The sequence below is a fragment of the Wolbachia endosymbiont (group A) of Volucella inflata genome (assembly GCF_947250665.1).
GTDB classification, from domain to species: Bacteria; Pseudomonadota; Alphaproteobacteria; order Rickettsiales; family Anaplasmataceae; genus Wolbachia; species Wolbachia pipientis.
The window spans coordinates 704,689-729,297 of the sequence record NZ_OX366338.1 but is presented as its reverse complement, the minus strand read 5'-3'; the positions used below and the strand labels follow the sequence as shown (position 1 = coordinate 729,297).

16 protein-coding genes, 2 tRNA genes and 5 pseudogenes are annotated in these 24,609 nt (G+C 35.4%); 10 read left to right on the top strand and 13 right to left on the bottom strand.

The genetic code is table 11. The features are described 5' to 3' along the window. Positions 1 to 321: 321 nt before the first annotated feature. A complete protein-coding gene (locus OOK85_RS03660) occupies positions 322 to 3,129 on the bottom strand; it encodes a WPE palindromic element domain-containing protein (RefSeq protein WP_264704069.1) in 2,808 nt (935 codons plus the stop codon). A 100-nt stretch (positions 3,130 to 3,229) separates the two neighbouring features. Here OOK85_RS03660 and OOK85_RS03655 point away from each other — a divergent pair, with 100 nt between their 5' ends. Further along, a complete protein-coding gene (locus OOK85_RS03655; protein ID WP_264704067.1) occupies positions 3,230 to 6,217 on the top strand; it encodes a phosphoribosylformylglycinamidine synthase subunit PurL in 2,988 nt (995 codons plus the stop codon). 1,363 nt (positions 6,218 to 7,580) lie between these two features. Here OOK85_RS03655 and OOK85_RS03650 read toward each other — a convergent pair. Then, positions 7,581 to 7,709 carry a hypothetical protein gene (locus tag OOK85_RS03650; RefSeq protein ID WP_264702676.1) on the bottom strand — a complete coding sequence of 43 codons (129 nt, stop codon included), beginning with the start codon at positions 7,707 to 7,709 and terminating at the stop codon, positions 7,581 to 7,583. Continuing rightward, on the bottom strand, positions 7,697 to 8,449 hold the full coding sequence (locus OOK85_RS03645; protein ID WP_264702164.1) for an IS5 family transposase: 753 nt from the start codon (positions 8,447 to 8,449) through the stop codon (positions 7,697 to 7,699). The genes OOK85_RS03650 and OOK85_RS03645 overlap by 13 nt, the downstream gene beginning before the upstream one ends. Before the next feature lie 451 nt (positions 8,450 to 8,900). Here OOK85_RS03645 and OOK85_RS03640 point away from each other — a divergent pair. The 4 genes and pseudogenes from OOK85_RS03640 to OOK85_RS03625 all read left to right on the top strand — a co-directional run. Continuing rightward, positions 8,901 to 9,099 (top strand): annotated as a pseudogene (locus tag OOK85_RS03640) (IS5/IS1182 family transposase); the annotation flags it as partial. A 129-nt stretch (positions 9,100 to 9,228) separates the two neighbouring features. After that, complete coding sequence (locus OOK85_RS03635) at positions 9,229 to 10,695, top strand: hypothetical protein (protein WP_264704064.1); 1,467 nt, start codon at positions 9,229 to 9,231, stop codon at positions 10,693 to 10,695. Positions 10,696 to 10,995: 300 nt separating this feature from the next. Then, entirely contained in the window at positions 10,996 to 11,829 is an 834-nt protein-coding gene (locus tag OOK85_RS03630) for a transposase family protein (RefSeq protein WP_264704062.1), read from the top strand. Positions 11,830 to 11,969: 140 nt separating this feature from the next. Beyond that, a complete protein-coding gene (locus OOK85_RS03625; RefSeq protein WP_264704060.1) occupies positions 11,970 to 13,268 on the top strand; it encodes a hypothetical protein in 1,299 nt (432 codons plus the stop codon). 483 nt (positions 13,269 to 13,751) lie between these two features. Here OOK85_RS03625 and OOK85_RS03620 read toward each other — a convergent pair whose 3' ends face one another. The 5 genes and pseudogenes from OOK85_RS03620 to OOK85_RS03600 form a co-directional block, all read right to left on the bottom strand. Then, the gene (locus OOK85_RS03620) at positions 13,752 to 15,245 is read right to left on the bottom strand and encodes a recombinase family protein (protein ID WP_264704058.1); all 1,494 of its coding nucleotides are present in this window, start codon (positions 15,243 to 15,245) and stop codon (positions 13,752 to 13,754) included. A 2-nt stretch (positions 15,246 to 15,247) separates the two neighbouring features. Next, on the bottom strand, positions 15,248 to 15,679 hold the full coding sequence (locus OOK85_RS03615) for a DUF2924 domain-containing protein (RefSeq protein ID WP_264704056.1): 432 nt from the start codon (positions 15,677 to 15,679) through the stop codon (positions 15,248 to 15,250). Between the two features lie 13 nt (positions 15,680 to 15,692). Beyond that, complete coding sequence (locus OOK85_RS03610) at positions 15,693 to 16,154, bottom strand: ankyrin repeat domain-containing protein (protein ID WP_264704054.1); 462 nt, start codon at positions 16,152 to 16,154, stop codon at positions 15,693 to 15,695. 26 nt (positions 16,155 to 16,180) lie between these two features. Then, positions 16,181 to 16,900: pseudogene (locus tag OOK85_RS03605) on the bottom strand (ankyrin repeat domain-containing protein). Between the two features lie 167 nt (positions 16,901 to 17,067). Beyond that, positions 17,068 to 17,397 (bottom strand): annotated as a pseudogene (locus OOK85_RS03600) (phage tail protein); the annotation flags it as partial. Between the two features lie 76 nt (positions 17,398 to 17,473). On the opposite strand from OOK85_RS03600, the gene OOK85_RS03595 reads away from it, so the two are divergent. Continuing rightward, on the top strand, positions 17,474 to 18,226 hold the full coding sequence (locus OOK85_RS03595; RefSeq protein ID WP_264702906.1) for an IS5 family transposase: 753 nt from the start codon (positions 17,474 to 17,476) through the stop codon (positions 18,224 to 18,226). 379 nt (positions 18,227 to 18,605) lie between these two features. Here the strand turns inward: OOK85_RS03595 and OOK85_RS03590 are convergent, their stop codons facing one another. Continuing rightward, a complete protein-coding gene (locus OOK85_RS03590; RefSeq protein WP_264704052.1) occupies positions 18,606 to 19,523 on the bottom strand; it encodes an Rpn family recombination-promoting nuclease/putative transposase in 918 nt (305 codons plus the stop codon). 391 nt (positions 19,524 to 19,914) lie between these two features. On the opposite strand from OOK85_RS03590, the pseudogene rnhA reads away from it, so the two are divergent. Then, positions 19,915 to 20,365, top strand: a pseudogene (rnhA, locus tag OOK85_RS03585) (ribonuclease HI). On the opposite strand, the gene OOK85_RS07830 reads toward rnhA, so the two are convergent. The 3 genes and pseudogenes from OOK85_RS07830 to OOK85_RS03575 form a co-directional block, all read right to left on the bottom strand. Continuing rightward, positions 20,331 to 20,705 (bottom strand): IS5 family transposase, encoded by a 375-nt coding sequence (locus tag OOK85_RS07830; protein ID WP_406720030.1) that lies wholly within the window; start codon positions 20,703 to 20,705, stop codon positions 20,331 to 20,333. The pseudogene rnhA and the gene OOK85_RS07830 overlap by 35 nt on opposite strands. A 1-nt stretch (position 20,706) precedes the next feature. Continuing rightward, positions 20,707 to 21,084 carry a transposase gene (locus tag OOK85_RS07825; RefSeq protein ID WP_406720002.1) on the bottom strand — a complete coding sequence of 126 codons (378 nt, stop codon included), beginning with the start codon at positions 21,082 to 21,084 and terminating at the stop codon, positions 20,707 to 20,709. 168 nt (positions 21,085 to 21,252) lie between these two features. Next, positions 21,253 to 21,641, bottom strand: a pseudogene (locus OOK85_RS03575) (IS630 transposase-related protein); the annotation flags it as partial. A 61-nt stretch (positions 21,642 to 21,702) separates the two neighbouring features. Here OOK85_RS03575 and OOK85_RS03570 point away from each other — a divergent pair. Next, positions 21,703 to 22,455, top strand: coding sequence for an IS5 family transposase (locus OOK85_RS03570; protein ID WP_264702259.1), 753 nt, complete (start codon positions 21,703 to 21,705; stop codon positions 22,453 to 22,455). Positions 22,456 to 22,830: 375 nt separating this feature from the next. Here OOK85_RS03570 and OOK85_RS03565 read toward each other — a convergent pair. Beyond that, positions 22,831 to 22,906, bottom strand: a tRNA-Ala gene (locus OOK85_RS03565). A 340-nt stretch (positions 22,907 to 23,246) separates the two neighbouring features. On the opposite strand from OOK85_RS03565, the gene OOK85_RS03560 reads away from it, so the two are divergent. Both OOK85_RS03560 and nuoF read left to right on the top strand, forming a co-directional pair. After that, positions 23,247 to 23,319 (top strand) — tRNA-Lys (locus tag OOK85_RS03560). 19 nt (positions 23,320 to 23,338) lie between these two features. Further along, complete coding sequence (nuoF, locus tag OOK85_RS03555) at positions 23,339 to 24,601, top strand: NADH-quinone oxidoreductase subunit NuoF (protein ID WP_264704172.1); 1,263 nt, start codon at positions 23,339 to 23,341, stop codon at positions 24,599 to 24,601. The last annotated feature ends 8 nt before the right edge of the window (positions 24,602 to 24,609 follow it).

Here is a 24,609-nt window from a genome sequence, read left to right as displayed (position 1 = left end):
CCACAGAGCCTAGATCCCAGTGTCAAGCACTGGGATGACACCATAGGGGCACTGCCGTCATAAAGGAACCAGTGTCAGCTACTTGAATGACATCATAGGGGCGCTGGCCTGACAACCGTCATCCCGCTGCTTGTTAGCGGGATCTAGAGATACCGTGACGGTATGACGTAGGATTGCTGTCATTCCAGTGCCCAGACACTGGAATCCAGCCTTTATTATGCAGCCACTTGGTTGAAATTAAGTCTTCTGGATCCCAGTGTCTGGGCACTGGGATGACACCATTATAGAGTGAACCAGTGTCAGCTACTTACATGACACCATTTACAACCACTCCCCTACCCTTTCTAGCTGTTTATAGCTGTTAAATCTCAGGAATTTATCAAAATATGGAGAGGCAATAAAGGGAATAGTATCTCTTAAATAATTAGATAAAAAATCTGGCAAATCATTCTGAAATTCTCGCATTTTTTGTCTATAATCTCGTAAAGAAATAACTTTTATTTTATCATAATCAAGTTTCCAATAAGCAAGTTCTGAGACTTCCCTTTTGGTCGTGTATTCCACCGCTAGAGCTTGTAAAATTAATTGCGGAAAAAATCCCGACATTACTTCTTCATTGGAAGGTGGTGTACCAAGCTTATAGTCTATAATTGCCACTTGCCCACTTGGTAGATACTCAACTCTATCACATCTTGCTGTCAGTAAGATTTCTTGAGGGATAAGATCTCTATTTGTCATCCCAGCAGTTTCATACTGATCACAAGAACCAGCATCACGCACTGGAATATGAAATATCGGACAGGAAAAGCTCTTTTCTAGCTCAACATAGTTGCTTCGAGTTTCATCAAATTCGACAAAAGATTGAATTACCCTCTGTAGTCTTATCCACCACATATTTGAAAAATTAAACTGACTAGTCGAAAATGCTTCTCGTGCAATGCTCATTGGAGATTTTTTGTTGCGTAAATATCTTGCAAGAATGTTGTGTACCATAGTGCCAAATTCCAATATCGATGGCTTAAAATTCAAGTCTCTTAATTGTTTAAGACCCAGTATATATTCAACGTAAAATGAATAAGGATTACGAATTAGCTTTTCTATTGCACTGCAAGACATCACCTGCATTTTTTCTTTTCTAACTTCGGTTTGAGGTTTTGGCATAGGCTGAGTACATGGAACAATACATTCAGGCGTATTTAATATCCTTAGCCAATCACGATACGGCTGCTTCCCCTCCTTGAGCAGAATTTCCAAACGCTGCAATAGAATTGGCTTTCTATGGCTTAGCGATCTTGTAATACAAACCTTACTTGCACAAAACAAATTGTGTAAAGTATAAAAAAAATACCCCTGCTCTTCTTGCGCAGAAGGAAGATTAAATTTTTCTCTCGTAAGTGCATTCAAAAGCGGACTTTGAAAGCTTGGCGCTTCATTAAATCCAGCAAGTATTACAACTTTGTTGTGATATAAGCTGAATTTATTTAAGTCATTTGCTACAGAGAAAAACTCTTTCTCTAAAAATAAAGTCAGAATTTGGCTATATAACTCTAAAGAGCATTTAATTCCTACACCCTCACATACATTTGAGAAATTACAGGTAAAATTACCTATTTCACTATTTAGCTCTGAAAAATTTATACCAGATAATATATTAATACACTGCAAATGAGTTGCTACCACATCAAAAATAGAGCAATTTATAGAACGAAGTAAAGGATTAAATATAACCTCTAACTTACTGATAATAAGTAATATATCTTCTTTGTATTTTAGCTTTTTATGGGCATTGATAGCATTTATAATCTCGCTCAGGCCATTTGTACTAAAGTTGCGTAATATCTCTATTTCAAATTCAGATAAAATCCGAGAGTACTCTTCTTGAGTGTAACCAAAAGTCACTAGCCTATGTTTAAGGAGCGAAAGTAATGACACACTGCTCCAATTTGAGGTCAAAACTTCGATACTATAAAGTAGGAGCGTTATATAAGGATAATTTTCCGGTATGGCACTGTGTTGCCTTGATAAACATGCTATACGAGCTGCAAGTAATTTATCAAAGACAACCAAAGAAACGTTTTCATAACCTTCATTTTCTATAATTAATGATGTCACTTGTGCTTCTTCCTCTCTGGAATCACAAGTGATGACTTCAATATTGCCAATATGTCCATTACTAACTTTGCTTAGATCGGCAGTTGTATCAAAGACGTAATCTAGATATTCCTCAGGACTTCCTGTTATCCCAGCCCTTTCTTCTGTCATCCCAGTGCTTGACACTGGGATCCAGTTTCTATTGTACAGCCACCTGGTGCGCTCATTTAAAGTTAAGTTTTCTGGATCCCAGTGTCGGAGCACTGGGATGACACCAGAACACGCTTCTGGCAGAAAACTAACATCCCTTCTATCCACTTTTAAATAATCGAGCAGATCTTTCAGGCAATATTGATAGTGTTTTTTATCAAGCGATTTCCAGTCTTTCTCTTTAATTTTCAAATTCAGGTTAGGCAAAATTATTTTTCCAAATGGCAGATCATATATAGCCTTAATTAACGACTTATCCTTTCCAATTCCAACAAAGATTATATATTGGTCTTTTTGTAAAGAGGTTATCATACTGTTTATGTAATCACTCTTATGTTCTAATATATCTACTACTCCTAAATCTTTTAAAATTTTATTCCATGTTTCAATAAGTAAATTTATGAAACTTTCTATTTTTTTTGAATGTTCATCGAACTCTGCCATTTGGGTATACTGAATTTTATCAAGCAATGATGGCAGGCTATAAGCTAAATCAATTGGAAAATTATCATTATTTTTTCTATTCCACTCCAATATGAATTGAATGAGTAGCAGCGTCCTTTTTGTTGGCTTGATAACTTTGACTCTATCAAGATTTAATATTAAATCCTCCTCATCGATGTTCTCTAGCGAAACTATCTCTGGCAAAATTATGCATTTTTTAGCGTTATAATTCTTGAATGCACTCAGCAGCGCTATCACATCCCTCTTGCAAGGAAGTATGATCTTTACTTCAGGGATTTTTTCTCTTTCATATTCAGAAAATATATGCTGAACCAGCACATCGAAAAGGGATTCATCCACATTAACGGTAAAAACTCTTCCCACTAACAGTAACAATTAATACAATACTTTTATTGTATAGAAATTATTCAAAATATAAACGTGCTTGTATGCTATTATATATTAAAATCTTTTATAACATTACATGACAAACATCAGAATAGAAGTTTTAAATAAATGTGAGCAAGTTGGCTGCAGATGGTTAGTCAACGTTTACTCGATTTATATACACAAAGAATTACCACCAAAATTATATGAAGAAATTTGTGGGCTATTTTATAATAAAGTCATACAAGACTGCCGTTATTATTCCTACAACGAAAACCTTGAAGAAGTTCAATATGACTTCATAGAACCACAAGCAAAGTGGGGCTTGGAAATAAGCTTTTTACCTGGCATGACCGATAATGTAGGCAACACAGCGAAACAAATTGTTAGAGAATATTTAATAAACAAGGACTACATTGATGAAAATGTTTGTATAAAAGCAAGAAGTTCAAAATTGATTCTAAGTCAAGCAACTGAAGATGATATAAAACAAGAATTTAATCCTATCACTGAGTATTGCACACTTATCTGTAAAGAAAATAATAACTATAGCTGGAAATATTATGGTAAATATAAGTCATTAAATACCCACTCCGGTGTCATTCCAGCGCGTGACCAGGAAAAAAAAGAATGGATTCCAGTGTCAAGCACTGGGATGACAAAAGAAGGGGCTGGGATGACAGAAGAGAGCACTGGAGTGATATCAAGTAGTAATGGAGCTAAATCTGTTAATTTAAATGTAAGTGACCAAGAACTTGAGAAAATCAGCAGAGATGGAATCGATGGTAATGGCACTTTAGGGCTCTCTCTGGCAGCAATGAAAGCTATAAAGGATTACTTTAAAAAACTTAATAGAAATCCATATGATATTGAACTTGAGTCCCTAGCACAAACTTGGTCTGAACATTGTAAGCACAATATCTTTTGCTCTCCCATTGATGAAATAAAAGATGGCCTATACGCACATTATATTAAGCGTGCAACGCGTGAGATAAATTCTGACATATGCGTGTCAGTTTTCTCCGACAATGCCGGAGGAATAATTTTTAATGACGATTACTTAATCGTAGATAAAGTTGAAACTCACAATAGCCCTTCGGCGCTTGATCCGTTTGGTGGAGCAATGACTGGGGTACTTGGAGTAAATCGTGATATAGTTGGTTTCGGTAAAGGCGCAGAGCCTATAATGAATACCTATTACTTTTGCTTTGCCAAAGAAGCAAAAGGCAAATTTTATAGGGATAAAGAGCGCACTGATGAGATCTTACCGCCAAAATATATAATGAAAGAAGTGATTCACGGTGTTAATGTTGCTGGTAATTGCTCTGGTATTCCAACACAACTTGGATCGGTATATTTTGACGATAGATTTTGTGGAAAGCCGTTAGTCTTTGTTGGCAGTGTCGGAATTATTCCGCGCAGTATAAATAATGTACCTTCACACATCAAAGGGCCTAAAAACGGCGATAAAATCGTAATTATTGGTGGAAGAGTTGGAAGAGATGGAATTCATGGTGCAACGTTTTCTTCAGAGGCTTTGTCAGGAAACAGCCCTTCAACGATTGTGCAAATTGGCGACCCCATAACACAAAAAAAACTATCCAATGCCGTCATAAAAGCAAGAGAGCTTGGTCTTTATAATGCAATAACGGATAATGGAGCAGGCGGTCTATCATCGTCCATTGGTGAAATGGGAAAAGACGGATTTGAAGTTGATTTGAGCAAGGTTCTCCTTAAAAACGATGGTATGGCTCCGTGGGAAATATGGATATCAGAATCACAAGAGAGAATGACCTTAGCAGTGCCAGAAGAAAATCTCCCTATGTTTAAGCAAAACATGAAAAAACATGATGTGGAGGTTTGTGTGATTGGAGAGTTTAACGAAAGTGGTAAAGCTGTTGTTAAATGTCCTAAAGGGAAAGTAATAATGGATATCGGAACTGAATTTCTGCATGATGGTAATCCTAAAATGCATTTACAGACAAAGCTGTGGTCTGGAGAGTGGATTCCAGTGTCAGCTACTTGCATGACATCAAGCCAAGAAGTCGAACTAAAAGAAATGCTAAGCAGACCAAACATTTGCAGCAAAGACTTCATAGTGGTGCAATATGACCATGAGGTTCAAGGGTCGTCAGTGCTGAAACCACTGCAGGGCAAGGGAAGAGTGTGCAGTGAAGCTATTGTTTCAAGGCCAATCCTTTCTTCAAATAAAGGTGTTGTAAAATCGCAAGGGTTTGGCTCGAGTTATGGGGAAATTGACACTTATCACATGGCAGCATGTGCGATTGACACTGCCATACGCAACTACGTAGCTGCAGGAGGAAATATAAATCATCTAGCGTTGCTCGACAATTTTTGTTGGTGTGATGCTTATAATCCAGAAAGGTTGTGGCAACTAAAGAGAGCCGCAGAGGCTTGTTACGACTTTGCAACTGCATTTAAAACACCATTCATATCTGGAAAAGATAGTATGTTTAACGACTTTAAGGGATATGACGAAAATGGCGAGAAAATGATGATATCTGCACCACCTTCACTACTCATCTCAGCAATTGGAGTTATAGAGAATATTGAAAATGCGGTATCGCTTGATGTAAAAATGCCAGGAGACTTAATATACGTGCTTGGAGAAACACTCGATGAACTTGGTAGATCTGAATATCAATTATACAGTGGAATAGATAATAACAATGTACCAAAAGTTGATGCAAAGAGCGCTAGGAAGTTGTATGAGCGTTACAACCAGGCAATAAAAGATGGCCTAATTGCCTCTGCAATTGCACCAAACTTAGGCGGGTTAGTTATTGCTCTGGCAAAATCGCTAATTGCAGGAGATCTCGGTGCTGAAATCGATCTTTCACTAGTGCCAATAGGAAAAATACAAAATACAGACATAATAAACAAGATAATAATGTTTTCTGAATCGCAAAGTAGAATTTTGGTTACTATTGCCCCACAAAATCAGAAGAGGTTTGAAGAATTGTTTGAAGGTGCAGTTTATTCATGTATTGGCAAAGTAACAGAGAAAAAGGTGCTAAACATAAAGGATGTTTTAAAAGTAGATCTGAAAGATGTGGCATGCTAATATAAAATATTTTTCTTATTATGCTAAATAACTCTTTTACTATATGTAATGTTTATTTAGAATGAATGTATGTTATTAATTTTGGGTAGGTAATTATGTCTATTTTATCGATACTCCTGTTTATCAGTCTTTCTTTACTCAACACTTCAAATAAATTGATGATATGTGCTGCCTTATTTGTGGGAGCTGCTTTAGTTATAAATTCAATGGTTGAATTTTATGGCAAAAGCAAAGCTACGTACAGTTTAATAGTGTGTACAGTGCTATGTTGTGTTTTTAAATTGCAAAGTTTTAGTTTGATGATATTGATTTCATATACTGCAATTTTAGTATCTCTTCTCTCAAGCATAATTATTTTTGAAAAATTGAAGTCCAAGTTGAATTTTCATATGGCAAATTTCATTACTTTAATTATAGCATCAGTGGTTGATAGTGCCGTTGTATGTGTTGGATTACTATACAAATTTTCTGCAGGTAAATGCCTATCAATATATACTAGAGACTTAATTTTTAAGTTTTCTTATGCGTCAGTATTGAGCATCTGTTTGTTTGTAGGAATGTATTTATTTTGCTTGGCAAACAAGAAGTATTTTAAGATTTCCACATAACCTGTTTTCTGATATAGCTAAACTGACTTTGGGTCCTGGGGGTGTATTTGGTGGTCCTAATACGTAACAACAGTTTAGAATTTATAGGTAGCCTAAACTCACAACTGTACAAACACTATGATTTGAGCCTATCAGGGGGGTGTCATTCCAGTGCCCAGACACTGGAATCCAGAAAAAAGAATGGTGTCATCCCAGTGCTTGACACAGTTATCTAAGTGGAGAAAGTCACCTCTCCCCACTCGACTTCAAAACCGGACTTGTGACTTTCACCACATCCGGCTTCTCTCTAACTTGGTGTTTGTCATACATACTTCTCCATGTAATTAACATTTCAAAGCTTGGTAAATTTGTTTTTATAGCTTAAATACAGCATTCTCTATATTACTAGAGAAGTCGTATTCATTCATACCTAACACTTAATGTTGGCTCATAACATATTAACCACTACTCACAACTTTACCTTCCAAATTACAGTGTCCACGTCAGCATATCTTAAACATTATTTTAGGCCTTGGCTTCTTAGACAATCCCTCATTATAGGTGCATACGGGTGGCTCCCTGCTTAAAGAATAAGAGCATCTATAATGTTACTCCGTTCCATGAAATTGTTTCATGTTAGACTTAGGTTCCAACTTTTTGCCGGGAGATGGGAAACATCTTAATCAGACCAGTCAAGTTCTAATTATCCACTTTCTCCGTACCTTTTGGTCTATGCGTTAACCAACCTTATTTCGCATATCGTTCGTTACGACAATTCAGGCATTGGTTCCTCTCGTAACCATATCTAACTCTGTTTGCAGGGATTCACTATAAGGTTTAGTGTTACCTGCTTTTATCTCATGCTTGCATCCTAGGCTCTGTGGACAAAATTTTAGAGAAGCCATACAAGAGCTCCAACAAAATTGAGAAAACCCATAAAAACCTCAGCAGTTTTATCAAATCTGGAAAAAATGCGCCTAAAATTTTTAATTTTACCAAAAAAACACTCAATCAAATGACGTTCTTTGTAGATATGCTCATCGTAATACCTTTGCACTTTTCGATTCCGTTTTGGCGGAATAACTACTGTACATCCCTTGTCTTCAAGACTTGTAACAAAGGCATTGCTATCGTAGCCCTTGTCAGCTACTACAGTAGAGTTATAGATACTTTCGGTCAACACTTGTGCCTGCGTAATTTCATTTCTTTGACCAGGAGTCAGAGTAAATTTAAGTGGATTTCCAAGTGCATCGACAAGCGCATGTATTTTAGTTGTAAAGCCACCTTTGCTCCTCCCTAAAGCTTCTTGATCCTTGGAGTTTTTTGTATATCCAGATGAACATGGATGGCCTCGGATGATCGTACCGTCGATTATAGCAACTTCTAAATCAGGCTCTTGTTTAGTATATTCAAGCAATTTTTTCCAGACATCTCTTTCACACCATCTTTTAAATCGCTTATGTATACTCCTGTAATTACCATAAGTTTTTGGTAAAAGTCTCCATTGGCAACCACTTCGCACTATGTACCACACTGCCTCTATGAATATTCTTAAACGTTTTTCATCTTTGCTGTGCATTCCTTTTACGCTTTTTATGAACTCTAAAATTTGTTTCCAATTTTCCTCTTTGATGTAATATTGCATATGGTAGTTTCTCCATTTTTTACCTATTAGGCTAAACTACCATCTTTTTCTCTCTTTTCATATTTTTTGTCCACAGAGCCTAGCATGGTACTTTTACTAAAATATTTTTTTAAAAAGTTAGTTGACTTATAAATAATTTTCCACTGATACTGGCATATGTTTGTTTATTCTGCTGAAGTGGCTCCGCAGGTTACTGTATAAGCTTCAGCAGTTTTTGCACTCCTTTAAAGCATAATCCATCATATTCCTATATATTAAATATAGCTGGTGCTTCTCAATTTTGTTGATCTATGGTAAAACTAGACCTGCTGCAAAGGAAAGTTGCTGTTCTTACGGTAGTCTATTTTCAAAAAAAATCTGATTTTAAAGTATATTACAGAAAAGAAACAATATTATCCTGGTCAATTTTAACCCTTAAAAAATACTCCGTTTTTGTTTTGCAGCAGGTCTACAGATGAAAGCAATCATTGGTACAACTGTTGAGGTGATAAAGCGCAGCGAATTACACACCTTTGCTGTATTGCTGAAAAAATGGGTTGTTGAGAGATCTTTTGCTTGGTTGGAGAAGTGTAGACGATTGTGGAAAAATCAACACCAGCCCACATATTGTCGTTCTTGCTTTCACTTCTCTACTCTTGAAAAGATTTTAAACATGCTCTTAGCAAATTTCAGAGATGGTAAATAAATTTTAGTGCGTGCAATAATTTATACGAAATTGGTGTTAACGAAAAATTGATATCTATATACTAGAATAGTTATTTTAATTTAGTGAGGTACATATGAAAGGAAATATTAACAGAAGTAGATCTTTTGGTCCAAAACCAAGATTAAGTAAAAAGAACTTAGTGATGCCTAAAACAGATGAGGTGACTATATATAGAGCAGAAGCGAGACCAAATCAAAGATTATATGTTGGCAACGATATAAATGTGTATGGTAAGAAGAAACAAGAGAGAATTACAAAGTTTATTAAAAATATAATAAAGGGGAGAAGTGTGGATGAGGCAGTAGAACAGGCTATAAAAAAAATAAAGGAGGAGGAAGCAAAAAGGATGTTATTTGTAGGTATTGATAATCCTGAAAGAGCAGAAGATTTTCTGTCACAGTCAAGATTAAGAGAAAATAAAAAAAGTATTAAGTCCTTACAAGAGTCAATATGCGAACAATCTAAAGGACGTATTCAGTTCTTACAAGAAGGAATAAGGGAGTTAGGGGAATCATCTAAGGGATTATCAAAAGATACTCAGCTCTTAGAAAATTCAGAAGATATTCAGTTCTTACAAGAAGGAATAAGGAAGTTAAGGGGATTATCTGAGAGATTATCAAAAGATGTTAAGTCCTCACAAAAAGAAGTAAGGAAGTTAAGGGAATTATTTAATGGACCATCAAAAGATGCCCAGCTCTTAGAAAACTCAGAAGGTATTCAGTTCTTACAAGGAGGAATAAGGGAGTTAGGGGAATCATCTAAGGGATTATCAAAAGATACTCAGCTCTTAGAAAACTCAGAAGGTATTCAGTTCTTACAAGAAGGAATAAGGAAGTTAAGGGAATCATCTGAGAGATTATCAAAAGATACTCAGCTCTTAGAAAACTCAGAAGGTATTCAGTTCTTACAAAACTTAACGAAGTGTTTTAAGAAATTATTTGATGGATTCTCAAAGTATAATGATAGTCAGCTCGAAATTCTTTTTGATAATGCTGTGCACCTTATGCATTCAATTCATTTATTCAAAGGGTATTTGTTCGATGCACAGGGGCAAACCATTCGTACAGGTGTAATATCCAAGGATACAGCAGAAAATGTGATACTACAATCGATGACTGAAGAACGTGTTGATAATTCTGAAAGAATACCTTATATAACTTTTGCCAGAAAAGAAGGAGAACAATATTATGTACCTAAAAAGCTTTCTAATGAAAGAGAGCTTTTAGCTTATAAGCGTGTAAAAAATGTCGATGTAACAAAATCTTATAATCAGTTTGGTATAACTGGTGATACGCTTGTCCAGTTCATGAAAGAAATTGAAGAAAATGTTGTAAGTGAAGGTCTAACGTATAGAAAAAGAAGTAGAAGTTTTCCAAAATATTTAGAAAGAAGGATGCTAGAACAGCCATCAGGCAATGAGAAGACAGAGGATAGGCCTTCTCAATCGACGAGTCGAGCAGGACAGAGTTGGTCTGAACGAATTGAGATGGAAGAAAAAAGGAGATTTGGTGGAAAATCGACGCCCACTATTCAAGCATAGTGAACATGAGAGTTAAATAAACCATACGCGTCAAGTTAAGGAAAAAGATATGAAGGAGATAGAATAATAGGATACAAGTTCTCTCAGATGATCTTCCTGGAAGATGAGAGTTATTGAGAACTTACATATTAAATTAAGTATATAATAGATTGTACTGGTAAAATGTATATGATGGCAGGCTCAAGGTCATATGAAGCTACAGTAGGAGAACACAATTCTCTAAAAAATATCAAAAGACCTGCTGCAAAAGAGAAGGAATGGTTGTATAAAGAGAGATGGAGCAAGTAAAAGTGAGGTAAAATGAGCTTAAATTACCATAATCTAAAAGAACATCCGAGAAATTTTCGAGATGTAACAGGTTTGAAAATAGAAGAATTCGAAAAGGTTGTAGAAAAAGTGCGCCCAGAGTGGGAAAAAATTCAAGAACAGAAGAAATGCCATGGAAGAACGTCAAGATTGCCTGTATTGGAAGATAAAATACTCTGTATAATTCTATATTATCGAACTTACATAACGCACCGATTCTTGAGCTACCTATTCAACTTGCATAACTCAAACATCTGCCGATTACTCAAAAAAATGGAACCACTTTTGGCTCAAAAAGTCTCAATAAAAAAGGACAGAACTATGACGCCAGAAAGAATTTTGAAGATATTAGCAGATGTTACAGAACAACCAATACAACGGCCAAAAGATAGGAAGAAAAGAAAATTGTCTTACTCCGGAAAGAAAAGATTAAACACAATGAAAACGGAAATCATTATAAGAGAAGATGGACAAATTCTATCAGTGTCAAAGTCACACAGAGGTCGAATTCATGATTTTAAGATACGAAAACAGGAAAAAATGTTGCCAAAAGAGAATATAAAGTATGCTGATTCTGGGTATCAGGGGTGGAAAAAATTGCAGAGTAACGTTGTAATTCCATACAAAAGGTATCGAAAAAAATCGCTGACCGATGATCAAAAAGAGCACAATCAAAAGCTGGCATCATTTAGAATGAGAGTGGAGCATAAAATTCGTGAAATTAAGGTTTTTAAAATCATGTCGCATACCTATCGCAATTTTCAGAAGAAATACAACATGAGATTTAACATAATTGCTGGTCTGGTAAACCTCAAACATGAGTTTTAATTGATCCTTCTGTTGACCTAACTCATGCTTCAATTAATTCCATACCTTTTCGCAGTAGGTCTAAAGTTAGAAAAATTATACTTGCATTGGATTTTATTCATGCTAATTGTTGTACATAGTGTATTTATAGATTGAGGGGTATGGTGTTAGGATATATTTCAAAAAATGAGTGGGTTTGTGCAAATGTTGGGTTAGCTACTGAAGAACAGCATACAGAACATTTTGGCTCGCGAACTCTGGAGGCTAGTCCATCATTGTTAAATCAAGAACAAACTGATGACTGGCATGAATCCGTTATTGAAGACAAAAATACTGTTGTTGAAAGTTCTTTTATTCCAGAAAACTCAATTTTAATGGATTTAACAAACTTATTAACTGAGAGCGAAAAAGTTTCGATTGATGAATTTCATGAAAAGATGGAAAGTATAATGAAAGGGTTTCATGAAAATAGATACGAAAATTCTGCAAAGGTCACTCTAGAAAAGATGGAACGTTTAATAGATGAATATTTGAAAAGAAAAATAAAGCTAAATTTACGCTGTGATCAATATGAATGCACTGTGTCAAATTTTGTATTCAAAAAAATAATTGATATTGCTAATGCTAGCAGTGTTATGCGTATAACGCCTACTACTAGATCACGATATAAAGACAATGGAGAAGAGGCAATGGATGAGTGGGAAGAGGCTTTAGAACCTTTATTCAATATTGTCAATAAACTACTATCAGCGGGTGCAAAAATAGAGTCTGATCTTTACAATGATAGAATGATAGGTGAAATTATGTGGGGAAGTGATGAGCCTATTTTTACAGAGTGTAAAAAAATTAAGGACGAACTAAAAAGTATTGCATATAAAGGTTTAGTAAACAAGAATGAACAGATTCAAGATGATGATCTGAAAGTAGAAGTAGATAACAATCTTGTTTTTTTCAGATGGCCACAAAATAGTATCATTGAAGTTACAAAGATTATGAATAGTAAGGTGAATGAAAATTTCAGTATAGAAAGTAGCATCTTACAGATCGGGGAAAGTATAATAAGAGTTGAAAGCATAGGAAGAAAAAGAAATTATACAGATGTCTTAGGAGGTGGCATTGAAATGTCCTTTATCACTGAAGTAGGCAAGATTAGTATTCATCTATGTCCTAGTGATGAAGGCAGTAATATAATAAAAGTAAATCTTGATGAAGAGAGCCAAGAGAAGTTTGACAAATTAAAAGATAAATCAAGTTTAGGAGAAAGCTGCTTTTTAGGAGGAAAAAGTGTTCTACAAGCTGTAAACGATAAAGGTTTTGAAAGAAACGGCGGAATACTTATAGAGCTAGCTGAAACTATTAAACAATCAGATTTTGTGGTGAAAGAGTTAGGTACTCCATCCACTATCATGAAGTCAATCGATAGTTTAGATAGCTGCAAAAGAAAGGTCTTGGAGAGGTAAAAAGTTGATATGCTTTCAAAGCAAGATTCTTGGAGGTATTCAATAAACTATACGCTCAAAGCAAGGAGAAATAGCATGAGGATTTAGAGAAATTGAGTTAATAATTTATAGATTCTTCTAAAGAAATTATTTTTCTTTCTCGATGTTTATTATCTTTTAAGTATAGTTTTCTGTGCTAGATCCAGAAAAGGTTGTCTGCTTCACACTTTCTACTTTTTCGAGTTTTGTATTTGATTGAATTGACTTTTGTGATGTCTACAGAACTTCCTTTATCAGACCCACCACATGATTCAGCGGGAGAAGTGCGGTCAGGGACATTTAGCTCTTACGCAATAACTTTGGAGTTCTGGAATCGTTTCATATGTATATTTAAGATTATCACTACTTTTATTACATAATTAAGTTTCAGTTCCTGTAATACCAGTTTACCTCCATTCTTTGTTTTAAAGTATTCGTTTTCTGGCACATAGTCTTTTCCATTGCCTATTGCTTTTGTAAATTAAGACCATAAAATTTCTCTAATTGCTCACTCCACAGCATCGGTATTTCTTTTAAATCCACTAACCTCAAACCTCTTGGCTGCCTCCCATTTACTATATCTTCTTTAATCTTCGGAGCTAAATAATTCAATCTTAAAATTTGCTGTATACGTCTTGTACCTATATTAATTTTGGCACTCAGCTCCTTCACACTTCCATATTTTTCTTCTTCCAGTTGACGTTTCCACAGATGAGCTCTTACCACTGCTTTCAGTAGTGCATTGTTTGTTTTTCCTTCTGGTTCTATTACTACACATTTGTTTCCTTTCTTTTTTATTGGTATAAATTTTTCCTCTGATTCAGAATGCACCTCTATTCCATCCTCTCTCACCATTACTCCCTTTATTAACTTTTTCACTACTTCTTTTTGCTTTCCAAAACTTAAATTTTTCCACTCTTCCGCTTTTTCTCCCCATTTTTCATATAAATCTTCCGCTTTCTTCATCACTTCTTTTTCCACTTCTCCGGCTACTACTGTTCGGTTTATTGATTCACAATTCTTTCCCCCCAAGTGGTTATTACATACGTAATATCGATATCTCTTATTCTCCTTCTTTGCATACGTCAGCGTCATATTTACACTACAGCTCTTACACCTAATTATTCCTCTAAGCAGCGCTTCCTCATATTTTGCTTTTCTATATGGCTGATTCTTTATTAATTCTTGTGCTTTTTTCCACTTTTCCTCTTCTATTATTGCTTCATGTTTTCCTTCATACTCTTTCTCATAATGCCGTATTTTTCCCATATATATTGGGTTTGTTATTATTCTTCTCACCGTCGCTTTTTTAAAGATATCTGATTTTGTTCTGTAACCTTGACTATTTAGCTCCCTTGCCAACTCTGCCATTGACTTCAGCTCCACATATCTTTCAAATATATGCTTCACTGTCTTTGCTTCTTTCTCATTTATTATTAATTCTTTATCTTTTACATCATATCCCAGCGGCAAAGTTCCACCCATCCACAACCCTTGCTCTTTTGATGTTGCTATTTTGTTTTTTACTCTCTCTACTATCATTTCTCTTTCTAGTTGTGCTGCCCCTGATAACACTGTTTGTACGAACTTTCCCATTGGCGTATTATTATCAAATATCTGCGTTACTGCTACAAAATTTACTCGGTGCCTTCTGAAAAATGACGTTACTTCTATACTATCTTTTGTTTCCCTTGATAGTCTGTCTAATGTATATACTACTACACAATCTACTTCTCCTCCTTTAACATCTTCAAATAATTCCTTTATTGCTGGTCTTTCTAAATTTTTCCCTGAATATCCTCCATCATCGTACCTTTTGGCCAATGCTACCCAGCCTTCTCTGCTCTTTATGTACTTCTCACATGCTACTCGCTGTGCATCAAGACTGTTAAACTTTTGTTCTAGTCCATCCTCATTTGATTTTCTTGTATATATCGCGCATCTTACTTCTTTCAGCATTTTCAACTTCCATTTTTATCACGCATTCCAAACAATAAAGGTCCGTTGTAACTCATTCCCATTATTTTTCCGGCTACTGCTGATAATGATGTGAAAAATTCTTCTCTGTAGATTAAACCCTTATCTGTTACCATTACCGCATGCGTCTCTTCTCCTCTCTCTAGTATTAATTCTGTCCCTTCTACTGGTAATTTATCGCTACTTATTCTTTTTCCCTTCTCTAGCCGATCTGCCAGATACTCTAGTCTTTTTGTCCCCTTTCTTGACATTTCTCCATACGCTTTTTCCTGCATTCTATAAGCTAATCTTGGTATCAGATATTTCTTTGAATGTTTAGGTGCCTCTTCCCCAAATACCTTCTTCCACATTCTTCTTAGCTCTTCTAACGTTTTTTTCTCTAAATTCATTACTTTCTTTTCTGTTTCTTCCTCCATAGTTTCTATCCTCTCATAATTTCTCAAATAACTTTTCAATTCTGTCTGTTTCTTTCTTTAATACCTCGGCTATTTCTTTGCTATTTTTCGCATAATCCATTGCTGTCATTCCAAATTTATCCGCTTGTTCTATTTCTCCTCCTGCTTTCACTAGCTCCTCCACTATTTCTCTTTCACCTACCATGCATGCAAGGTGCAGCGGTGTGCATTTATTTCCATATTCTTCCGCATTTACATTCGCTCCTGATTTTATCAATTCCCTCACGATTTCTAGACGTTTCTCCGTTACCGCTAGGTGCAGTGCTGTATATCCTTCTACATCTTTAGCATTTACATTCGCTCCTTTTTTGATTAATAACTCCACTGTTTTTACCTCTACTGCATAATGTAGAGCTGTTCTTCCTTTTTCGTCTCTTGCATAAATATTTTTAAATGAGTTCTCTAATAGTGACTCCTCTTTTCCTTTTTTACTCATGACCTACCTCACCTTTTCTTTGAATTTTAAGCCCTCCTTTTCACCACCTCATCTATCATCTCATTTACTTGGCTCATTATCTTGCTTGCTAAATTTTTACACTCTTCCTTTACTAGCGATTTATCTCTCTTCCTTATTTCTTCTATCTCTATTATTTTTAATTCCGGCATATAGCTTCCATTCAACATGTCTGCTATTTCTCCTACTAGCCTCTCTATTCCATAGCACGTCAGTTCTCTACTTTTTGTTATTCCTCCTTTTTCTCTCAGAAACTTACTCGCCTTTTCACTCTCTTTGCTATCACATAGACGATACTTTTCACTTTCTCATATGTAATACATTGGTGTTGCACCATATTTATTCAGTTGATTAACCTCAGCCCCTGCCTTTACTAGCTCTTTTATTATTTCAACTCCTGCTCCTCCTATTTTGCATGCAGAGTGCAATGGCGTACATCCACTGACATATTGAGTGGCATTTACTTCTGCTCCTTCTCTTAGCAGCACTTTTACATTTTCTAAACTTTTTGCGAATACTGCACAGTGTAGTGGCGTATAACCATTTTTATCTCTTGCATTAACCTCTGCCCCTTTTTTTATTAATAATCTCACTGTTTTGTAATCGGAGATTTCTACTGCTTGGTGCAAGATCGTCTCTCCTTCTTCATTTCTTTCATTAATATCTTTAAATCCGTTACTTGATACTTCTTTAAAAAACTTACTAAAAGATTCTTTGCTAAACTTCATACTTACCTCACAAAATTAGCTTTTCCAGCGCCAGATAAATTTCTTATATTTACCTGCTGCTATTCAAGTCATGTCCTTTTTAGCATAAGAAAGCAAGTCTTTTTCTTTTTATTTCATATACTTTAACCTATTATTAATATAATATATGAGTATCTAAATATAAGTACTTAACTTATTAGACATATTGCTTGACTATTTTTCCAACTTCTGTGCAAATGTCGATGTTCGTGCCACTTCAGTACTCCTGGATAAAATACTAAAATGTAATTTTCTAATTCGTGTGTTGAGTCTTTTTGCTCTGAATCCAAATCATTTTTATAGTAAACGTTGTGTTCTGCTAAAACATATTTTCTGACCTTCTGATCTGTATAATTTTCTACTTTATAGTTGTGAGTAACGCTAAATCTTTCTAAAATTGGCTTGTGTTTTAAGTCCCACAGTTCTTCAGATAGTTTACTACTTCCCAATACAAATTTATTTCCTCTTTCTTCTAGGCTCTGTGGACAAAAAATATGAAAAGAGAGAAAAAGATGGTAGTTTAGCCTAATAGGTAAAAAATGGAGAAACTACCACATGCAATATTACATCAAAGAGGAAAATTGGAAACAAATTTTAGAGTTCATAAAAAGCGTAAAAGGAATGCACAGCAAAGATGAAAAACGTTTAAGAATATTCATAGAGGCAGTGTGGTACATAGTGCGAAGTGGTTGCCAATGGAGACTTTTACCAAAAACTTATGGTAATTACAGGAGTATACATAAGCGATTTAAAAGATGGTGTGAAAGAGATGTCTGGAAAAAATTGCTTGAATATACTAAACAAGAGCCTGATTTAGAAGTTGCTATAATCGACGGTACGATCATCCGAGGCCATCCATGTTCATCTGGATATACAAAAAACTCCAAGGATCAAGAAGCTTTAGGGAGGAGCAAAGGTGGCTTTACAACTAAAATACATGCGCTTGTCGATGCACTTGGAAATCCACTTAAATTTACTCTGACTCCTGGTCAAAGAAATAAAATTACGCAGGCACAAGTGTTGACCGAAAGTATCTATAACTCTACTGTAGTAGCTGACAAGGGCTACGATAGCAATGCCTTTGTTACAAGTCTTGAAGACAAGGGATGTACAGTAGTTATTCCGCCAAAACGGAATCGAAAAGTGCAAAGGTATTACGATGAGCATATCTACAAAGAACGTCATTTGATTGAGTGTTTTTTTGGTAAAATTAAAAATTTTAGGCGCATTTTTTCCAGATTTGATAAAACTGCTGAGGTTTTTATGGGTTTTCTCAATTTTGTTGGAGCTCTTGTATGGCTTCTCTAAAATTTTGTCCACATAGCCTAGGAAAAACATTCCTCTATTCACATCTTTTCGTCATGCTGTTGATTCTGCTTTTCTATGAACTTTCCGGACTATTATGAAAAGAGCTATAATTAGGGAAACAACCAGTAGCAAGTTTAATAGTCTTAATACTAAAATGGATGAAGTAGACATTAAATGCTAAGTGGTTAATGTGTTTTCCATATTGAACTTACAGTATGTAGCTTTGATATAGAAGTTTGGGTAAAGTTATGATAGTAATTTATATAATTCTGTGTGCAATCTTCATAGCTGTTTTAGACAGTTCACTAGATTCTTAATTAGGGGACATGTCTAACTTAGAAAAGGTTTTTATAAATGTTAAAGTGAATAAGTAGGAATATTATGTTTTTTCTTTGAGTTGTGAAATTTCAGAATGAGAAAAACCTGTAGTTTGTGATATGATATCAGTAGAGACACCAGCTTTAAGTAGGTTTTTTGCCACAGCTATTTTAGCTTGTTTTTCTCCCTCTTCCCTACCTTTTTCATGGCCGATTTGGATGCCTTCTTGTCTACCTTTATGAGTAGCATCATCGAGTTTTTGTTCTAAGATAGCAGCTTCTTTCTGTAAATCCATTACCCTTTCTTCATAAGCTACAAGATCTTTCTCATTCCAATGAAATTTATCTAACTCATCATATGCTAGCTTTATTATTGGTGACTTTTCTGCTATTTTTCTTAAATCTTCATCAGTTGTTTCTTCTGCATACTTGAAAAAAAATAGCCAACGATCTACTACATTTTCTAGCTGCTCTTCTTTACTTTTGGGAAATTTTGGCAACTCAATGAAAATAAATTGAAAATCTTTTAAATCATGCTCGTTAGTTTTTTCATCTCTTATGGTATGGCTAGATATATAATCAAGCTTATCAGGAAATAAATTACAGTTAGAAATAGCAATAAAGAAAACCTTCTTTAAATCAATGTACTTACCACCTTTATCAGCCTGCCTTGAGTAAGCCTTAGCAGCATAAAGTTGAGCACGTTTTTCAAATCCTTTATCACGAGCGAGTTGCATCTCAATCACGTACCTTGCCCCAGTAGAATCCCTGCACAGGACATCAACAATACTCTGCTTATCAGAGGCAATTTCAGGATCCATAATGGTGCTAAGGAATTCGACTTCTTGTATAGTATTTATTTCAGTAAACCCCAAAATATCATTCAAAAAGTGGATAAGGATATTCTTATTTTTTTCGGTACCAAAAATTTTCTTAAATGTTAAATCAAGCTTAGGATCTAAAAATTTTGAAAGAGCCATGAGAAAGTAAGTTAAAAAGCATTAATAATTATACACAATTGTGAGGAAATGTTCAATCTTTTTATTGTTTTAAATGTGTTGGTGAAAAAACGTCTGTCAGAGATCATCTGAGAATTGCATAATTTGGATCATCTTTTTATAATTGCCTTATAAAACACCTTAAAACCCCAGCAAATGAATTGGTGAGCTATGAAGAGTTTAAAAATATTTAATTTTTAGTGTGAGAAATTAACCTCCTAATAAAAACACGAGCCCAAAAGCTCAGTTACGATTTACCTAATATCGTGAGGACAGGTTTATCAATCTCTCACACCTTACATTTTAAAATATTCAAAAAATAATATCAACATATTTCGGTAGCAAATTTACGTTGAATCTATATCCTGTAAGTATGGGCGAAAAAAAGAAGGTTATCATATATACAGATGGAGCATGTTCTGGAAATCCGGGGCCTGGTGGATGGGGAGCCGTGGTGACGTATGAAAATAAAAGTGTCTTTATCAAAAAATGTATCTCTGGAGTTAAAGGCTGTGATTAACGGGCTAAAGATGTTGAAAGTTTCTTGCAAAGTTATTTTACACACTGATAGTCGTTATACTAAGCAAGGTATAACAGAGTGGATCAATAAATGGAAGGTAAATGGTTGGAAGACAGCCGATAAAAAGCCAGTGAAGAACAGGGAATTATGGCAGGAACTAGATGAAGTCGCTTTGCAGCATGATATTAATTGGAAGTGGGTTAGAGCTCACAACGGTAATATGTACAATGAGGAGGCAGATAGACTTGCTAGGCTCTGTGGACAAAATTTTAGAGAAGCCATACAAGAGCTCCAACAAAATTGAGAAAACCCATAAAAACCTCAGCAGTTTTATCAAATCTGGAAAAAATGCGCCTAAAATTTTTAATTTTACCAAAAAAACACTCAATCAAATGACGTTCTTTGTAGATATGCTCATCGTAATACCTTTGCACTTTTCGATTCCGTTTTGGCGGAATAACTACTGTACATCCCTTGTCTTCAAGACTTGTAACAAAGGCATTGCTATCGTAGCCCTTGTCAGCTACTACAGTAGAGTTATAGATACTTTCGGTCAACACTTGTGCCTGCGTAATTTCATTTCTTTGACCAGGAGTCAGAGTAAATTTAAGTGGATTTCCAAGTGCATCGACAAGCGCATGTATTTTAGTTGTAAAGCCACCTTTGCTCCTCCCTAAAGCTTCTTGATCCTTGGAGTTTTTTTGTATATCCAGATGAACATGGATGGGCTCGGATGATCGTACCGTCGATTATAGCAACTTCTAAATCAGGCTCTTGTTTAGTATATTCAAGCAATTTTTTCCAGACATCTCTTTCACACCATCTTTTAAATCGCTTATGTATACTCCTGTAATTACCATAAGTTTTTGGTAAAAGTCTCCATTGGCAACCACTTCGCACTATGTACCACACTGCCTCTATGAATATTCTTAAACGTTTTTCATCTTTGCTGTGCATTCCTTTTACGCTTTTTATGAACTCTAAAATTTGTTTCCAATTTTCCTCTTTGATGTAATATTGCATATGGTAGTTTCTCCATTTTTTACCTATTAGGCTAAACTACCATCTTTTTCTCTCTTTTCATATTTTTTGTCCACAGAGCCTAGGAAAAACATTCCTCTATTCACATCTTTTCGTCATGCTGTTGATTCTGCTTTTCTATGAACTTTCCGGACTATTATGAAAAGAGCTATATACTAAGTTTTGAGGTTCTTTTGTTGCTATAATTTTCAAAAATTCAGCACGTTTTTCTTCATTCCTTTCTTTGTATCCATATGTCTTTTTTTGCGTGTGAGTCCAATTTTTTTAAGAGCTCGATGAATCGTTGGGATACTAACATTACTCCAAAGCTTAGCCATTTCCGATAGAGTTTTTCCACCATGTTTTTTGGCAAATTCAGTAAATTTATTCCAGTCGGTAATTTTGTGATTATAACCTCCATTTCCAAGTTTTTTCGACTGAAAATCTCCTGTTTCTTTTTTTCTTTGCTGCCACTCCCATAATGTAGTTCTTCCAATTTTAAATCTTGCTGCTACCGTTTCTCTGCTTTCCCCTTCGTCTAGGCTCTGTGGACAAAAAATATGAAAAGAGAGAAAAAGATGGTAGTTTAGCCTAATAGGTAAAAAATGGAGAAACTACCATATGCAATATTACATCAAAGAGGAAAATTGGAAACAAATTTTAGAGTTCATAAAAAGCGTAAAAGGAATGCACAGCAAAGATGAAAAACGTTTAAGAATATTCATAGAGGCAGTGTGGTACATAGTGCGAAGTGGTTGCCAATGGAGACTTTTACCAAAAACTTATGGTAATTACAGGAGTATACATAAGCGATTTAAAAGATGGTGTGAAAGAGATGTCTGGAAAAAATTGCTTGAATATACTAAACAAGAGCCTGATTTAGAAGTTGCTATAATCGACGGTACGATCATCCGAGCCCATCCATGTTCATCTGGATATACAAAAAACTCCAAGGATCAAGAAGCTTTAGGGAGGAGCAAAGGTGGCTTTACAACTAAAATACATGCGCTTGTCGATGCACTTGGAAATCCACTTAAATTTACTCTGACTCCTGGTCAAAGAAATGAAATTACGCAGGCACAAGTGTTGACCGAAAGTATCTATAACTCTACTGTAGTAGCTGACAAGGGCTACGATAGCAATGCCTTTGTTACAAGTCTTGAAGACAAGGGATGTACAGTAGTTATTCCGCCAAAACGGAATCGAAAAGTGCAAAGGTATTACGATGAGCATATCTACAAAGAACGTCATTTGATTGAGTGTTTTTTTGGTAAAATTAAAAATTTTAGGCGCATTTTTTCCAGATTTGATAAAACTGCTGAGGTTTTTATGGGTTTTCTCAATTTTGTTGGAGCTCTTGTATGGCTTCTCTAAAATTTTGTCCACAGAGCCTAGTACTACATCGTTTTTATCATCCAGCGATACAAGCTCAACTTTTTTAATAGACATTGTAGGATCATAACCTTCAGGCCACCTTATCACTTTAGTCGGGGTTTTTCTAAACACCTCTTTTCCAGGCACCATCTTAAAAACATGCTTTTTTTCACTCATAGGTGTTACCAATAAATTCATTGTTAGTATTCTAACATTTATTGATTAATTTATTGTTAAGTTGGTATATATCAGAATTATAATAACAAATATTACTTGCGTAGAGAAAAGTTACAGAAAGAGGGATTTTTTAGGGAACTAGTGTAAAATACTTATGGACTAAAATAGGCTAACTTTATGATATGCTAGAACCTATATTGGTGGAGGCAAGCGGGATCGAACCGCTGACCTTCTGCGTGCAAAACAGATGCTCTACCAGCTGAGCTATACCCCCAGGTAATTCTTGCTTAAAGCATAAATCACTCAGGCTGAAATGCAAGAAATATTTATCTATTAGACTATTGCTAAATAGTGCACAAATTCTGCAGGGTGTACACACTTCTCTATTTTTTTGTCTCCTTAGCGTTATACGTCACACCATCCAAATAAATCTGTGAACTGAAAATTAACAAGAAGTTTTCCTTTAAAAATTTTTTAAATTATCCATAGATTTTTTAACTAAATTATCACTAACGCAGTATATTATATAATTTATTTAACCACACATGAAAATTTTAGTTTGATTAAAACGGATAAAAACTGTATTGATGTTTAGTATAGCTGAAAAATGAAATGATCCCGTAGCTCAGCCGGTAGAGCAACTGACTTTTAATCAGTGGGTCACGCGTTCGAATCGCGTCGGGATCACTCACAAATTTTGAAAAACATGCTAAAAGAACAAGACAAAATATTCACCAACCTAAATGGTAAAGAAACTCCACTACTTGAGGGTGCAAAAAAACGTGGTGGTTGGCAAAAAACAAAGGAATTACTGGATTTAGGATCAGAAAAAATCATTGATGAAGTAAAGAAATCTGGCTTGAGAGGTCGAGGGGGTGCAGGATTTTCTACCGGCCTTAAGTGGAGCTTTATGCCCAAAAATCTTCCAAAAAAACAACCAACATATTTAGTAGTCAATGCAGATGAGTCAGAACCTGGTACATGTAAAGATAGAGATATATTGCGATATGAGCCACATAAGTTACTTGAGGGAATTCTCCTGGCCAGCAGAGCGATCAGCGCATCAGTTGCGTATATTTATATCAGGGGTGAATTTTATAATGAATATTTAGTTCTGAAAAAAGCACTTGAGGAAGCCTATAAAGAAAACTTAATTGGAAAAAATGCCTGCAAATCAGGTTATGATCTTGATGTGTTTATCCATAGGGGTGCAGGAGCTTACATATGTGGAGAAGAAACAGCTCAACTTGAATCAATTGAAGGAAAAAAGGGCTTTCCTCGCATGAAACCTCCATTTCCTGCAGGTGTTGGACTTTTTGGCTGCCCAACCACAATAAACAACGTTGAAACTATAGCCATGGTTCCAGATATTCTGAATCGCGGAGGAGAATGGTTTGCATCTCTTGGTAAACCAAATAATACTGGTACCAAGGTCTTTTGTATTTCAGGACATGTAAACAACCCGTGTAATGTTGAAGAAGAGCTCGGAATTCCATTACGTGAATTAATTGAAAAATACGCAGGTGGAGTGCGAGGAGGTTGGGATAATTTACTTGCTGTAATACCTGGTGGGTCTTCAGTGCCATTAATTCCAAAATCTATATGCGATACTATTGAAATGGATTTTGATTCATTAAGAACTGCACAATCAGGGCTTGGTACTGCTGCTGTAATAGTGATGGATAAATCAACTGATATAATAGCTGCAATAGAGAGGTTATCACACTTTTATATGCATGAGTCCTGTGGACAATGCACACCATGCCGTGAAGGTACTGGATGGATGTGGAGGATTATGAAGAGGATGGTGGCAGGAGATATTAAACCTGATGAAATAGATAAGCTGCTTGACCTTACAACTCAAATAGAAGGACATACAATTTGCGCGCTTGGCGATGCTGCAGCTTGGCCGATTCAAGGATTAATAAGACATTTTCGCCATGTTATCAAAGAGAGAGCGATAATTTAACTTTACTT

Coding starts and splice junctions, on each gene's coding strand:
- OOK85_RS03615 (WP_264704056.1), bottom strand. CDS start 15,679: ATGGAGGAAGAAACAGAAAAGAAAGTAATGAATTTAGAGAAAAAAACG.
- OOK85_RS03570 (WP_264702259.1), top strand. CDS start 21,703: ATGCAATATTACATCAAAGAGGAAAATTGGAAACAAATTTTAGAGTTC.
- OOK85_RS03655 (WP_264704067.1), top strand. CDS start 3,230: ATGACAAACATCAGAATAGAAGTTTTAAATAAATGTGAGCAAGTTGGC.
- OOK85_RS03610 (WP_264704054.1), bottom strand. CDS start 16,154: ATGAGTAAAAAAGGAAAAGAGGAGTCACTATTAGAGAACTCATTTAAA.
- OOK85_RS07825 (WP_406720002.1), bottom strand. CDS start 21,084: ATGCAATATTACATCAAAGAGGAAAATTGGAAACAAATTTTAGAGTTC.
- OOK85_RS03630 (WP_264704062.1), top strand. CDS start 10,996: ATGAGCTTAAATTACCATAATCTAAAAGAACATCCGAGAAATTTTCGA.
- OOK85_RS03590 (WP_264704052.1), bottom strand. CDS start 19,523: ATGGCTCTTTCAAAATTTTTAGATCCTAAGCTTGATTTAACATTTAAG.
- OOK85_RS03650 (WP_264702676.1), bottom strand. CDS start 7,709: ATGGCTTCTCTAAAATTTTGTCCACAGAGCCTAGGATGCAAGCATGAG.
- OOK85_RS03635 (WP_264704064.1), top strand. CDS start 9,229: ATGAAAGGAAATATTAACAGAAGTAGATCTTTTGGTCCAAAACCAAGA.
- OOK85_RS03645 (WP_264702164.1), bottom strand. CDS start 8,449: ATGCAATATTACATCAAAGAGGAAAATTGGAAACAAATTTTAGAGTTC.
- nuoF (WP_264704172.1), top strand. CDS start 23,339: ATGCTAAAAGAACAAGACAAAATATTCACCAACCTAAATGGTAAAGAA.
- OOK85_RS03620 (WP_264704058.1), bottom strand. CDS start 15,245: ATGCTGAAAGAAGTAAGATGCGCGATATATACAAGAAAATCAAATGAG.
- OOK85_RS03595 (WP_264702906.1), top strand. CDS start 17,474: ATGCAATATTACATCAAAGAGGAAAATTGGAAACAAATTTTAGAGTTC.
- OOK85_RS03625 (WP_264704060.1), top strand. CDS start 11,970: ATGGTGTTAGGATATATTTCAAAAAATGAGTGGGTTTGTGCAAATGTT.